The 13037-nt window shown below is 38.2% G+C and carries 14 protein-coding genes and 1 other annotated feature; of the genes, 9 read left to right on the forward strand and 5 right to left on the reverse strand.

Annotated elements, in window-relative coordinates; genetic code table 11:
* Complete coding sequence (treR, locus tag IV80_RS05895) at positions 1 to 717, reverse strand: trehalose operon repressor (protein ID WP_057750917.1); 717 nt, start codon at positions 715 to 717, stop codon at positions 1 to 3.
* Positions 718 to 952: 235 nt separating this feature from the next.
* Between treR and IV80_RS05900 the strand changes: the two genes are divergently transcribed.
* The 7 genes from IV80_RS05900 (at position 953) to IV80_RS05930 (ending at position 7341) form a co-directional block, all read left to right on the forward strand.
* On the forward strand, positions 953 to 1444 hold the full coding sequence (locus IV80_RS05900) for a PTS sugar transporter subunit IIA (protein ID WP_057750920.1): 492 nt from the start codon (positions 953 to 955) through the stop codon (positions 1442 to 1444).
* Positions 1445 to 1457: 13 nt separating this feature from the next.
* Positions 1458 to 2963: a PTS transporter subunit EIIC gene (locus IV80_RS05905; RefSeq protein WP_057750922.1), complete on the forward strand. Its 1506-nt coding sequence runs from the start codon at positions 1458 to 1460 to the stop codon at positions 2961 to 2963.
* Between the two features lie 129 nt (positions 2964 to 3092).
* Positions 3093 to 3298: a binding site (T-box leader), on the forward strand.
* A 79-nt stretch (positions 3299 to 3377) separates the two neighbouring features.
* The gene (locus tag IV80_RS05910) at positions 3378 to 3935 is read left to right on the forward strand and encodes an ECF-type riboflavin transporter substrate-binding protein (protein WP_057750925.1); all 558 of its coding nucleotides are present in this window, start codon (positions 3378 to 3380) and stop codon (positions 3933 to 3935) included.
* 4 nt (positions 3936 to 3939) lie between these two features.
* Positions 3940 to 5649 (forward strand): ABC transporter ATP-binding protein, encoded by a 1710-nt coding sequence (locus IV80_RS05915; RefSeq protein ID WP_057750928.1) that lies wholly within the window; start codon positions 3940 to 3942, stop codon positions 5647 to 5649.
* Positions 5642 to 6475, forward strand: a complete 834-nt coding sequence (locus IV80_RS05920; protein ID WP_057750931.1) for an energy-coupling factor transporter transmembrane component T family protein — start codon at positions 5642 to 5644, stop codon at positions 6473 to 6475. Before IV80_RS05915 ends, IV80_RS05920 begins: the two co-directional genes overlap by 8 nt.
* A gap of 361 nt (positions 6476 to 6836) precedes the next feature.
* Positions 6837 to 7043 (forward strand): DUF1659 domain-containing protein, encoded by a 207-nt coding sequence (locus IV80_RS05925; RefSeq protein ID WP_057750933.1) that lies wholly within the window; start codon positions 6837 to 6839, stop codon positions 7041 to 7043.
* A gap of 61 nt (positions 7044 to 7104) precedes the next feature.
* On the forward strand, positions 7105 to 7341 hold the full coding sequence (locus IV80_RS05930) for a DUF2922 domain-containing protein (protein ID WP_338045654.1): 237 nt from the start codon (positions 7105 to 7107) through the stop codon (positions 7339 to 7341).
* A gap of 231 nt (positions 7342 to 7572) precedes the next feature.
* Here IV80_RS05930 and IV80_RS05935 read toward each other — a convergent pair whose 3' ends face one another.
* Positions 7573 to 8802 carry an MFS transporter gene (locus IV80_RS05935; RefSeq protein ID WP_162259300.1) on the reverse strand — a complete coding sequence of 410 codons (1230 nt, stop codon included), beginning with the start codon at positions 8800 to 8802 and terminating at the stop codon, positions 7573 to 7575.
* Positions 8803 to 9172: 370 nt separating this feature from the next.
* Positions 9173 to 9709: a GNAT family N-acetyltransferase gene (locus tag IV80_RS05940; protein ID WP_057750942.1), complete on the reverse strand. Its 537-nt coding sequence runs from the start codon at positions 9707 to 9709 to the stop codon at positions 9173 to 9175.
* Positions 9710 to 9929: 220 nt separating this feature from the next.
* Here IV80_RS05940 and IV80_RS05945 point away from each other — a divergent pair, with 220 nt between their 5' ends.
* On the forward strand, positions 9930 to 10151 hold the full coding sequence (locus IV80_RS05945; protein WP_057750945.1) for a P8 family protein: 222 nt from the start codon (positions 9930 to 9932) through the stop codon (positions 10149 to 10151).
* A gap of 130 nt (positions 10152 to 10281) precedes the next feature.
* Here the strand turns inward: IV80_RS05945 and IV80_RS05950 are convergent, their stop codons facing one another.
* On the reverse strand, positions 10282 to 11478 hold the full coding sequence (locus IV80_RS05950; protein WP_057750948.1) for an MFS transporter: 1197 nt from the start codon (positions 11476 to 11478) through the stop codon (positions 10282 to 10284).
* A gap of 82 nt (positions 11479 to 11560) precedes the next feature.
* Entirely contained in the window at positions 11561 to 11719 is a 159-nt protein-coding gene (locus tag IV80_RS10110) for a hypothetical protein (RefSeq protein ID WP_157048831.1), read from the reverse strand.
* Positions 11720 to 11902: 183 nt separating this feature from the next.
* Here IV80_RS10110 and mutY point away from each other — a divergent pair, with 183 nt between their 5' ends.
* Entirely contained in the window at positions 11903 to 13024 is a 1122-nt protein-coding gene (gene mutY / locus IV80_RS05955) for an A/G-specific adenine glycosylase (RefSeq protein ID WP_057750951.1), read from the forward strand.
* The last annotated feature ends 13 nt before the right edge of the window (positions 13025 to 13037 follow it).

Consider the following 13037-nt stretch of genomic DNA (forward strand, 5'->3'; position numbering starts at 1 on the left):
CTAACTGATTTTTTGCCGACGCGCGAAGTCTACAAAATTGAATTTGTCTGGTCGATGGATAGATTCTGTAAATTGAAAAAGGGTTGTATCTTCCAAATAAGTGCGACTGCGGATGACAACAACGTCTTCATACTCGTTTAACGCAAGCCATTTTTTCTCTTCCACGCTGGGATGTTCAACCGTAATGGTTTTCGTAGCATAACTAATAGTCAACCCTAGTTTGTTTTCAAAATAGTCGTATAAAGAATCGGCGGCAACCGCATGTGAAATATGAGGAACCACACTTTTTAATATATAATCACGATCTAAAACAATGGGATCCTGGTCAATTTTTCTAAGCCTGGCCACATAAGTAGCAGGGAGAGCTTCAGTGGTTTGATAATCGAACTTTTCAACTGGAACGTGCCGATCTTCAATGCAGAGGACTTCAGTTTTCGAATGCATATTTAAAGACCGATTCAGCTCTTTGTATGATGTAATTCCGGAAACAGGAAAGTTAAAGCGTTGTAAATTTAAAACGATCGAACCTTTACCACGAATTTTTTGAATGAAACCGTTGATTAAAAGTTCAGAGAGTGCCTTGCGGATGGTTTCACGTGACGTTCCGTAGAGTTGTGAAAGTTGTGTTTCGCTAGGCAAATAACTGCCAACGGGGTAGATGCGATGTACAATTTTGTCAGCTATGTCATGATAAATGGCACTGTATTTATTACGCATGATAGCTCGCCTCCTAAAGCGCTTCCATTTTAACATATTAAAACTAGTATAGACAAGTCAAAACAAATAATTGGTCTTGTTATTTTTATTTAACCGCGTAATAAAAGGGTTTAAGAGTAAAAAGCTTAAAAATTTGACAAGATGTATAGACAAGATGTATCATGATGCTGTTGTTAAGAAAGCGCTTTAAAAACTAATTTAGACTTGAATTGTTATCTGATGGGAGGAGATATCAATGTTTGGATTTGGGAAAAAGAAAAAAGTGGCGGCTGATGATACGATCTACGCACCAGTTACTGGAACAGTGATTGATTTGAGTGAAGTGAGTGATCCAGTATTTGCTCAAAAAGCAATGGGTGAAGGTCTTGGTGTTAAGCCTAGTGACGGGCATATTGTGAGTCCAGTTGCTGGAACAGTTACTATGGTAGCCAGTACGAAACATGCGTTAGGGTTTACCATGGCAAATGGGCTAGAGGTCTTGATTCATATGGGTGTTGATACGGTTGATCTGAAAGGTGCTCCGTTTACCATCAATGTAAAAGCCGGCGATATTGTCAATGGTGGGGATCCGATCGCGACGATTGATTTAGATCAGATCAGAGCTGCCAAGTTGGACGATGTAATCATTGTGGTATTTACGAATTCTGCGGATAAGTTGGATCATCTAAACGTTACAACTGGTGACACACAAGCTAAGGCAAATATTGGGTCGGTAACGGTTAAGTAAGGAGGTATTTAAAATGGCAAAAGATTATACACAGCTTGCTTCTGACATTATTAAAAATGTTGGTGGTAAGGAAAACATTAAAAGTTTGATTCATTGTATTACGCGTTTACGTTTTTATTTAAAGGATGAAAGTATCGCGAAAGATGATGTGATTCAGAATTTGGATGGTGTTATCTCTGTTCGCCATGCTCAAGGACAATACCAAGTCGTCATTGGTGCCGCGGTAACTGACGTTTATAATGCTGTGATCGATCAAATTGGTCATGAATATGAGGATCCAGATGCAACAGAAGCTGCCATTGCAGAAACAGCGGCTGCGGCTAAGGACCCAGACAATCGGAAGTTTACCGAAAAAGTAAAAGATGGTTTTGATGCCTTAATTGGTGTGATTACCGGTTCAATGATGCCTGTCATTGGTTTGTTGGCCGCAAGTGGTATCTTAAAAGGATTACTACAAATGGCTGTGTATTTCCATTGGACAACGATTACTTCTCAAACTTATATCATTATTTCAGCAATGGGTGATGCAGCATTCTATTTCTTGCCAGTAATTGTTGGTTTTACCGCTGCACGTCGTTTGAAAGCTGACCCTGTGATCATGGCTATTATTGGTGGTGTATTAATTTATCCTTCATTATTTTCAATTGCCACCGGAACTAAAGTATCAGGACATTTATTAGGGATGGCTTTAAACACAAACTTGTTTGGTTTACCGATTCACATGGTTAATTACACCTACACAATTTTCCCAATTATTGCGGGTGCATGGATGGCACACTACATTGAAATTTGGTTGAAGAAATGGATTCCACAAATTCTCCAAATGATTTTTGTCCCATTGTTTGAAGTGATGATTGTTTCTGCTTTGATTATGATTGTGGTTGGGCCAATTATTACTTTGATTAGTACTGGAATTTCAATTGTTTTAGATGCTGTATTGAAGTTCAATTACCCAATTGCCGGATTGTTAATCGGTGGTTTCTATCAGATTTTGGTTATTTTCGGACTTCACTGGGCGATTGTACCTTTGATTGCCAATGATATTGCTTCAAAGGGTTACAGTTATTTAAATGCGATTGTTTCAATGACAATGGTTGCACAAGGTGCCGCCGTATTGGCGATCTTCCTTAAATCAAAGATTGCATCCATTAAGGAACTTTCAGGTGCTGCTGCGATTTCAGCGTTTGTTGGAATTACAGAGCCTTCTATTTATGGTATTAACTTGAAGTATGGACGAGCGTTCTTGACTGCTAATATTGGTGCGGCAGCTGGGGGCTTAGTTACCGGATTGTTGAATGTTAATATGTATGGATTTACGGGTTCAATTATTGGATTTCCATCATTCTTTACACCAGCTCGTTTTGGTGGCGGTATCAGTAATGAAATTAACTTTTGGATTGCAACAATTGTGACGCTGGTTGTGGGCTTTGCTTGCACATGGGCATTTGGTTTCAAAGATTCTGATGTCGCAGATGCCAAGGAAGTGACACGTCGAAAGACCATCGGTAAAAATGCTTAAATTTTTAAAAGTTAGTAAACGAATAACCAACGAAATTTATGGTTGTTCGTTTTTTGTTTGCGTATTTTTAGTACAAAGACTTGTTATAAAGTTCGTTTTGGAGTATTATCAAACTTATTCAGAATATTAAAGAACGCTGTGAACAGATGAGTAGGAACAAAGCCGATTTTAAAGAGAGCTAGGATAGTGAAAGCTAGTAATGAGGCAGTGCTGAAGATGGTCTGGGAGCGTTGCGGTGAACTCCAAAAGTGAAGCTGCAGGTGCGAAGCCTTTATGAATTAAGATAAACGTTTTTCGTTTAAATAAAGGTGGCACCGCGGTGAAACGCCCTTTACTTCAAATTTGAAGTGAGGGCGTTTTTTTATGATCTAGGTTACAAAAATTAAAAATATTTTACATAAGGGAGAGAGACTTATGAACCAAAAACAAGGTATTTCAGTAAGAACCGTTGTGGCAATCGGAATTGGGACCGCAATTTTCTTTGTATTAATGCGTTATATTCCCATTCCAACTGGTGTGCCAAATACGAATATTAACTTAGCCTATGGATTCTTAGCACTAATGGGAGCTATTTTTGGCCCCATTGCGGGTGGCTTGATTGCTTTTTTGGGACACATGTTTACTGATTTAACCTGGGGTGAACCTTGGTGGACATGGATCATTGCTGATGGCATCTATGGTGTTCTGTTTGGATTAACCAAAAAATCCCTGAATATTGAAAGTGGTGCTTTGTCGAAACGAAAATTAATCCTTTTTAATGTTTACCAGATTATTATTACGATTTTGGTATGGGGTGTGATTGCGCCAACCGGAGATGTACTTATCTATTCAGAACCAGCTTCTAAAGTTTATCTACAAGGAATAACTTCAGTGATCTGCAATGCCCTTTCAGTTGGAATTTTGGGAACAATTTTATTAGTGGCTTATGCCAATACCCGTTCTAAGAAAGGTAGCTTAAAGGAAGAGTCTTAATTTTATGAAGAAACCAATCATTAGTTTTCAAGATGTTAGTTTTCAGTACCACAGTCAATCTAAGCCCACGCTGCATCATCTAAATTTTGACATTTATCCTGGTGAAAAGGTTTTGATTGCGGGCCCCTCAGGATCAGGAAAAACCACAATCAGTCGATTAATCAACGGCTTAATTCCGACTGCCTATCCCGGACAATTGTCTGGTAAAATTTTGATCAATGGCGAACCAGCTGAGAAACAGACCATATTTGACCTTTCATTAAAAGTTGGCACTGTCTTGCAGGATCCGGATACACAATTTGTAGGATTGACAGTGGCCGAAGACATTGCATTTGCACTGGAAAATGATGATGAGAATCAGCCTGTACTGCAAAAAAAAGCACATGAATGGGCGCAGCGATTAAACATTCCGGCCATTTTAAATAATCATCCACAAGAAATCTCGGGTGGTCAAAAGCAACGAGTTGCCATGGCAGGTGTGTTAGTGGATGAGGGAAAAATTCTCTTATTCGATGAGCCCTTGGCTAGTTTAGATCCAGTGGCTGGCCGTGCTTCCATTGAGTTAATTGATGGGATGCAAAAACAGGATCATACGACCACAATTATTATTGAACATCGCATTGAAGATGTCTTGTACAAGCCAGTGGATCGGCTTATTTTGGTTGATCAAGGTAAAATTGTGGCTAACGATACGCCTGAAGCCCTTTTGAAAAGCGGCATTTTGATGAGTTTAGGACTGCGTGAGCCTTTGTATCTGTCTGCTTTGAAGTACGCGGGTGTGAAACTAGATTCAGTCGAAAATGTAGACAGTATTCAAAAAATTCAGCTTTCCTCTGCCGTTGCTCAGAGTGTGCAAAGCTGGGTTAAACCACAAACGGTAACTGCCGCAAAAGCGAAAAAGACCCCGATTCTTAAAATAAAGAACCTGTCTTTTAGCTATGATTCTAGGCCAATTTTACGTCAATTGAACCTCAGTATTCAGGCCGGTGAAATGGTTAGTTTGGTTGGCAAAAATGGGGTAGGTAAAACAACACTGAGTAATATTATTACCGGCTTTTTGCATCAGAATTCCGGTAGTTTGGATTTAAATGGTGAAAGTATTGATGATGCCTCCATAAAAGAACGGGCGGACCACATTGGGTATGTCCTTCAGGATCCCAATATGATGATTTCGAAAAATACCGTTTCAGAAGAAGTTGCTTTAGGACTAACACTCCGTGGTGTCAATTCGGATGAGATTGACGCTAAAGTAGCCAAAACATTGAAGGTTTGTGGGCTATATGCCTTTCGTCACTGGCCAATTTCGGCTTTAAGTTATGGACAGAAAAAAAGAGTTACCATTGCGGCAATTTTGGTCTTAGATCCGGAACTTTTGATTTTAGACGAACCAACAGCAGGTCAGGATTGGCGTCATTATACAGAGATGATGTCTTTTATTCGTGATTTAAACCAGCAATACGGAATTACTGTTATTTTTATTACGCATGATATGCATTTAATGATGGAATATACAGATCGTGTGGTTGTTTTAAATGATGGTGCCATTGCCTATGATGATCAACCGATGAAATTGTTTGCCAATTTAGATTTGCTAAAACAGGCCTCATTAGTTGAAACCAGTTTATTTACGCTCGCACAACGAGTTAATGTAGCTCCGGAGAGGTTAATTGCAAGCTTTATTGCTCAAGAGAAGGTGGGGCGTGCACATGAATAACAATGTCTTAATTGGGTATAAAAAACGAGATAACTTTGTAGATCGTTTGACAGGAACTACAAAATTAATTGGTTTGATTGCACTTTCGGTCATTGGCATGGTCAGTTTTGACACGCGCTTTTTATTGGTTTTGACCGTGGGTTCACTAGTGCTGTTTCGGCTTTCTGGAATCAGATTTCGAGAAGTTTCGTTTGTTTTAAGTTTTATTACGGCGTTTTCAGTACTGAATCTGGCTGCAGTCTATATATTTGGACCGCAGTATGGTGTGCATTTATATGGGTCGGCACATGTCATTTGGCAGGGAATTGGTCCCTATAATTTAACGTGGGAGCAGCTCTTTTATGAATTTAATTTGTTTTTGAAATATATTTTTACAATTCCGTTGGCGTTGATATTTTTGATGACGACGAATCCAAGTGAGTTTTCATCAAGCTTGAACCGTATTGGAATTTCGTATCGCATTAGTTATGCGGTGTCATTAGCGTTGCGCTATATTCCGGATGTGCAAAAGGATTATCGGCAGATTAGCAAGGCACAGCAGGCACGTGGCAATGAAATTTCGAAAAAAGGAAAATTGACGCATCGGGTGAAGGCGGCAGCACAGATTTTGTTGCCGTTGATTTTCACGAGTTTGGATCGGATAGAAACGATAAGTCAGGCGATGGAGTTGCGTCGGTTTGGTAAATTGAAGAAGCGAAGTTGGTACGCGCAGCGGCCGATGAAGAAAAATGACTTTGTGGCCTTGTTGGGAGTTGCGGTAGTGGTGTTGGTAGGTATTTATCTATTTAGGGTGAATGGCGGAAGGTTTTATGATCCGTTTAACTAAATAAAGTGAGCGAGGCAAAGCGGTAAAAGGCGGTAGATAAGTGTGATGTATGCGGGATCGTAATCCCGCAGGAATCATACTTATCTGCCGCCTTTTGCTTTGCCGAGCTGTCCTAGACTAGGTAAGTGGTGGTGATGTATGCGGGATCGTAATCCCGCAGGAATCATGCTTATCTACCGCCTTTTGCTTTGCCGAGCTGTCCTAGACATATATTTTTTAAGGGCCGAAACTAGTGAATCAGAAATAATTTTTATCTTTTTAATTTTCTTTGTTTACATTTGGCCTCTTCAAACGTTATTAGTATATGTAAGCCGTCGCGACACTTACGAAAAACTAATTTAAAAAAATGGAGGAAATCAAAATGGAAAAATCCTGGTTAAAAACTGCTGTTTCAATCACAATGACGGGTGAAGGTCATGAGAAAGGTCTCAAACGCAGCTTCGCAAATATGCCTGAAGTTGTCAGTGATGACCAAATCAAAGGACTTGGCAATGTGCTTGAAGCCGTTTCAAACGACACATTTGATTTTGCTACTGTAACCACAACGGAAAAAATTATTAATAACTAAATTAAAATAAAATAAAAATCTCACTCAATTTACGACTATGTATATAAAATTAGGAGGATACATGATGAAACAATTAGATATGGAATTTTTGAGCAGTCTTGGTAAGGTACGCCACGTTAAGTTAAAGTACGTTAACGAAGGTTTAGATGCTACAGCGGTACGAGCTGCTATGGCCCAATTAGCAGGCTTGAAATTGTTTGTAAAAGACGAAGAAGAATTGTACGCAAAGCCACAGGCCGCAAAATATATTGAAACAATTGATACACCCTTATTTGATGATGAGGCTGTAGAAGCCTAATAATAGGGTAACGAAACAACAAAATTCAACTTGTCATAAACAAAGGGGTTCTGAAAAATTAATTTTTCAGAACCCCTTTTTGGGTACAAAATGGTCATACATAACAAAGGTGTCTCATAATAATTTTTTCAAAATTGATTAAAAATCGGAATATGAAGTTAATATTCCTTTAAATAACCAAAGACTAGAAGTTTCATTCTAGTTGTATAAGGAAATCGACCAAATATGTTTCTAATTATAATTTTTGTCATATTTGGCCAATTCCTTGTTAAAGTAAGGGCTAAAGACTGCTAAAGCCGCAAATAACATAATGCTTCCAAAAATAACTATAATAGTTGGTAGTGTGTAAAGCCTAGATATTGGAGCACTTAAGGCAGCAGCAATCGGATTTGCTAAAGAAAAAATGGTGAGTACTGCACCGATAATGAGACCAATAGTATCATTGTTGGCCGACATTTGAATTATTGAGAAATAAATGACTGAAGAAATACTGTTGAATATACCATATCCAATCCACAAAATAGATACAAAAAAGACATTAATTATTGAGGGCCTAACCCATGCGTTAATCCCAAGCAAGATTAACATCATTGATTGCCCAACAAGTAATGTAGGATAAAATACGCCGGTTTTAAGTCGGCCATGATATTTTGAAAAGGCTGCGGCACCTAAAATACCGCCAATTGTAAATGAAATATCAATGATATTGTAGACGATCTTGTATTGGTTAAATATATCAACACTATATTTAGGCATGAGTAACCAAATAGACCAAAAACAGAAATTGGAAATTAAAGCAATTGGAATCATAAGACTTATTAAGCGATTATGAACAATTAGTAACAGGCCGTGTTTAAAATCGCTCATTGTCTTTCCGAAGCTTAGACTATGTTCTTGAATGGGAGTAGCATCTGATGGAACATGCAAAATTGTGAGATACGAAATTAAGACAGATAAACCAAGACCAAATAATGCCCAAATCGGCTTTTTCCACAGTACAAACAAGACGGAAAGGCCGGATGAACTCACAGACGCAAGTTGGTTAGCTAGAGAAACCCATGAATTTGCTTTAAAAAGCTCTTTTTTATTCTCCACAAGTACCGGTGCAATTGACTCACTTAGTGGTGTGTAAACTATGCTAAGTAAGGAGTTGGCAATTACAACAAGAAACAGTGTTTTTAAATTACTGTGAAATAAATATAATAACGACAGACCAATCACAACAAGTAAGCAACGAATTAAAATAATTGCACGAAGTAACTTTACTTTGCTTTGCTGATCAACAATGTAGCCTCCGATGAATGATAGTAACATTGCAGCCATTGAAATTGTACCGAGAATGGAAACTAAGGATTGATTTTTTGTAGTTTCGTAAATGTACCAATAAGCATATGTAGTAAAAGCACCTATAGAAAGACTATCGAAAAAATCACTGATGACGACACGTCTAATTTTTTTCATAAAGATCACGCCTATCTTAAATCGGATTGCTGAAAAAGATTCAAGGAGCATTGGAACCCTTTTGAACCTTTTTTGCGTATGTATTGACATAATTAATGAGTACCATAAAAATATCGTACAACACCAAAAATGAAAAATCAATTAAAAGATTAAAATAAAATTGGAGCGAAACGATGGAAGTTTTACAAAATAGTTGAACTAATTTAGGTTACAGAGGAATTACAAGCAAAGCCACAAATCGCTAATGATGTCGAAACAATAAATACACCATTATTTGATGGTGAGGTTGTAGAAACTTAATAACAAAATAAGGTAGACAACCGACAGTGTTAGTCGTTTGTCTACCTTATTGTATATATGAAACTTTTAATCAAAACCATTCAGAACGTAAAATACCATGTTTCACGGAATCATAGTATTTTCCTTGCCAGTACCGAACCTGACGAATTTTGCCCTCTAAATGAAGACCAATTTTCTTGCTAAGATTGATCATTCGTAAATTTCCAGACCAAGTTGTTAAACCGATGTGAGGCAAATCAATGACTTCGTCAAAAAGATGTGTGATCCATAACTTTAGTGCTCGCTGCCCAATATGTTGTCCCCAAAGGTCTGTTCGGTAAACTGTGATTCCGACGTCTAGCCATCGTTTTAATGAACCATCATCATAATAGGCAAATAAGGCTCCTACTAGTTCATCATTGAAAGTGATGATCCAGCGATACTTATTGCTTAGCCATTCTTTGGGCCCGATGGTGGTTAAAAATGCTTGCTTAGTAGGTAAAACATCATGAAAATATGGGCCATTCCATTTGGTCCATTCAGCATGTGAGTCGCTAAAGGCTAATTGCCATAAGGCTTCTAATTCAGATGTGTGTAGCGGTCTAATTTCTAAATTATTTTGTTGCATAGTGTTGTGAACTCCATTAAGTTTATTTTTTATCATACGCCAGTTGAATCAAGTTTAAATTAAAAAAGTGTTTTTTTACGCCAATTTTCAAAATTAGTGGTATAACAAAGTTGTTGGGGGTATTTCAATTCTGAGACGATCAACACATTAATTTAAACAGTACTTGGTGGCTGTTTTAATTAGTGGGCTTCACCCAAAAATATAATTGGAGGTTTTTGATATGGCAGCAACAGCTTATGTAGAAAAAACCGCGCTTTTAGACACGGCAACCAAAGATATTTTTGATTGGAGTGACGATGCTACACCATTGCGTGATGCAATGTGGGACAAAGTCATGGAAAGCAATAACCATAATACAGATAAGACATCTGAACAAGCAGCAAAGTGGGAAGATATGAATGATTCCGACTTAAAAGCAGCTGCTGAAAAGCTATTGAAGTAAAATTAAATCAGGTAATTAAAAAAAGTGACTGGAAGCAAAACTTCCAGTCTCTTTCTGTCTCTGCACTTTAATAGTCGAAATCGGGGAAAAAGCTATGACTCGAAGTCAAAATACCTTTTTCCTACTTTCTTTATTTTTTGATCAAATACGTGATCGCAATTGAAAAACAACTTGCCAATAACAGAATACCAATGCTGAAAAAGGCTAAATTGAAATGTAACCATGTAATTAAAACACCCACAACAGGGAAAAGACCAATCATCACAAGACTGAATATCATACTCATCACACTTAGCAAGGTTGCTCGGGCGTTTGAGGGCAGTTGTTGCTGTAGAAAATCATTGAAAATGGGCTCAACTATTGCAGTAACCAAATTAATAAGAATAAAACAGCCGGTTAGAACGACTATGTTGGCGTATAAAGTCGCTAATAGTCCGATATCCATGAGTATGACGAGACTGGTAATGATGGCTTGCTTAGACCAGTACTTTTCTAGATTTGGTGAAAATTTGGCACCCAAAATATTAAAAATGGAAGCAAGTACAATAACGGTACTAATTTGCCAACCAGAAAAATGGTAATGAGTCATCAGTGTTTGAAAATAGAAAAAGTAAGTTGTGCCAATGGCTTGATAACAAGCTAAGAAGAGCATCAAAGCCGCAATGAGATGATGTGTATTTAAAAAACGCCAACTTGTCGACACAATATCTGCAAAACTGGTGGTAGGTTCATTGTTTGAAGCAGGCTGGGTATCTTGTGGTTCCCGCATACGTAAAATCGCAATAATGGCCAAAAAAGAAGTTAAAATATAAATAACATAGGTTAACGCAAAGTGCCAGTGAACGAAGAAACCGGCAATGATAAGACCCAACATGTCTGCTAATTCATAAATGGCGTTTAAGTTAGCTGTGATTTTTAAATATGATTTTTCCAAGTGAGCCGATTTTAATGTTTCAAAAATCAAGGCCTCGTTTGTTCCTGAATTTAGGTTGTAAGAAAAGGCCTGAATGATAAAGGCTAAGGCAAACCACCAAAATCCAGAGCCAGACAAAAAGAGCAATCCAGAGATGATGGCCATTATGCGGCCCATGATGAGGACTGTTTTGTAGGCAAAGCGATCAGCCAAAGTGCCAGATGGCACTTCGAATAAAAGACTGGCAATATGAAAGATACTTTCAAGCAAGCCAACTTGAATGAGGCTCATGCCATGTTGCGTTAAATAAATGACCCAGAGGCTGGTAATACTAAAAAAAGCCCAAAAGCTGTAATGATAATTAGCGTGGATCGTGCGTTTTATTGAGAAATCGTGATTAATTTTTGTTTCCATGGTTCACTCCTAAGGTTTGAGCGCGACCATCAAAAAAAGCGGGCCAAAGAGGCGACCCGCTTTTGAAGTTCAATTGTGGCTGTTATGAAGCACGCATTTGGGTGGTCGCAAAGTTATGAAATTGAGGGTTAAAAATGGACAGACTGGTCCCGTTAGCCTTCAAAATGTATGCTTCCGCACAAATAATCCCTGCAAAATTGAGGTAGTCAGCTGTATGTTTAGCTATTGAAATTACTGACATTGGGCGTGCTCCTTTCGTATAATGATGCTATAAGCTTAGCATAAGAGATTTTTCCTTACAAGATACTTTTAAAATAAATGTATAAAAAACAACGTGAAAGACAAATTATAAAATTATCGGTATACTAGAATTTAAAGTGCATTTTTGGATGATAAAACGTTGATTTTATGAGGAAAGTTTAAAATGATTAAATGGTCAGATGAAAAAACTAAAGCCTTTCAAAAGGCATTATTGACTTGGTATGATACCAATAAACGTGATTTACCATGGCGAAAGGATCATGAACCTTATCACATTTGGGTTTCAGAAATTATGTTGCAGCAAACGCAGGTCAACACGGTGATCCCCTATTATGAACGATTCATGCGTCTTTTTCCTTCAGTTAATGCATTAGCAAATGCGCCTGAATCTCAACTCTTAAAGGCTTGGGAAGGACTAGGTTATTATTCACGTGTCCGTAACATGCAACGTGCAGCCCAACAACTGGTGCAAGACTATGCAGGAAGATGGCCACACAGTAAAGCTGAATTGCAAGAGTTAGTGGGCATTGGGCCTTACACAGCGGGTGCTATTGCCAGTATTGCTTTTCAGCAACCTGAGCCGGCAGTGGACGGGAATGCTTTTCGTGTTTTTTCTCAATTACTGGAAATTGATGCTGATATTACTAAGCCGCAAACTAGAGCCTTATTTGAAAAAGTTATCCGTCAGATTATTCCTATAGATCGACCGGGCGACTTCAATCAAGCCATTATGGATCTGGGAGCCAGCTACATGACACCCAAAAATTCAGACAATGCCCATTCACCAGTTAGGGCTTTTAATCAAGCATATTTAGACGATCGCTTGAACGAATTTCCAGTTCGCTCTAAGCGACAAAAGCCGGTCGACAAACATTATTTTGCCTTGGTGATTCGCACGCCAGCTGGTTTTTTGTTCCAACAACGGGCCAGCAATGCATTATTGGCAAAACTTTGGATGTTTCCACTCATTGACATAGATTCACTTCAAGAAGCTAATCCTGATCTTGATGAAAGTGGCCTTTTGCAAATGGCAGGAAAACAATTTTTCGAAGATACTGAACTTCAGATTGAACTTCAATATCTTGATGTACCAGCTGTGAGCCACACTTTTACCCATCAGAAATGGCATCTTACACTTGTCAGTGCGGATCTGAAAAGCAAACCAGATTTAAGCCATTTTTCTGGTAAAGTTGTTTCTGAAGATGAATTTGAACAATTGGCTTTACCCACCGTGCAAAAAAAGTTATGGGCCGCCTTTCAAACGAGACAGATTAAGTTATTTTAGACAAGAGGTCGGA

It is taken from the genome of Pediococcus cellicola, assembly GCF_001438655.1.
Lineage (GTDB): Bacteria > Bacillota > Bacilli > Lactobacillales > Lactobacillaceae > Pediococcus > Pediococcus cellicola.

What these genes read in the sequence shown, in the direction of transcription:
- treR (WP_057750917.1), bottom strand. Translation starts at nt 717, where the DNA reads ATGCGTAATAAATACAGTGCCATTTATCATGACATAGCTGACAAAATT.
- IV80_RS05900 (WP_057750920.1), top strand. Translation starts at nt 953, where the DNA reads ATGTTTGGATTTGGGAAAAAGAAAAAAGTGGCGGCTGATGATACGATC.
- IV80_RS05905 (WP_057750922.1), top strand. Translation starts at nt 1,458, where the DNA reads ATGGCAAAAGATTATACACAGCTTGCTTCTGACATTATTAAAAATGTT.
- IV80_RS05910 (WP_057750925.1), top strand. Translation starts at nt 3,378, where the DNA reads ATGAACCAAAAACAAGGTATTTCAGTAAGAACCGTTGTGGCAATCGGA.
- IV80_RS05915 (WP_057750928.1), top strand. Translation starts at nt 3,940, where the DNA reads ATGAAGAAACCAATCATTAGTTTTCAAGATGTTAGTTTTCAGTACCAC.
- IV80_RS05920 (WP_057750931.1), top strand. Translation starts at nt 5,642, where the DNA reads ATGAATAACAATGTCTTAATTGGGTATAAAAAACGAGATAACTTTGTA.
- IV80_RS05925 (WP_057750933.1), top strand. Translation starts at nt 6,837, where the DNA reads ATGGAAAAATCCTGGTTAAAAACTGCTGTTTCAATCACAATGACGGGT.
- IV80_RS05930 (WP_338045654.1), top strand. Translation starts at nt 7,105, where the DNA reads ATGATGAAACAATTAGATATGGAATTTTTGAGCAGTCTTGGTAAGGTA.
- IV80_RS05935 (WP_162259300.1), bottom strand. Translation starts at nt 8,802, where the DNA reads ATGAAAAAAATTAGACGTGTCGTCATCAGTGATTTTTTCGATAGTCTT.
- IV80_RS05940 (WP_057750942.1), bottom strand. Translation starts at nt 9,709, where the DNA reads ATGCAACAAAATAATTTAGAAATTAGACCGCTACACACATCTGAATTA.
- IV80_RS05945 (WP_057750945.1), top strand. Translation starts at nt 9,930, where the DNA reads ATGGCAGCAACAGCTTATGTAGAAAAAACCGCGCTTTTAGACACGGCA.
- IV80_RS05950 (WP_057750948.1), bottom strand. Translation starts at nt 11,478, where the DNA reads ATGGAAACAAAAATTAATCACGATTTCTCAATAAAACGCACGATCCAC.
- IV80_RS10110 (WP_157048831.1), bottom strand. Translation starts at nt 11,719, where the DNA reads ATGTCAGTAATTTCAATAGCTAAACATACAGCTGACTACCTCAATTTT.
- mutY (WP_057750951.1), top strand. Translation starts at nt 11,903, where the DNA reads ATGATTAAATGGTCAGATGAAAAAACTAAAGCCTTTCAAAAGGCATTA.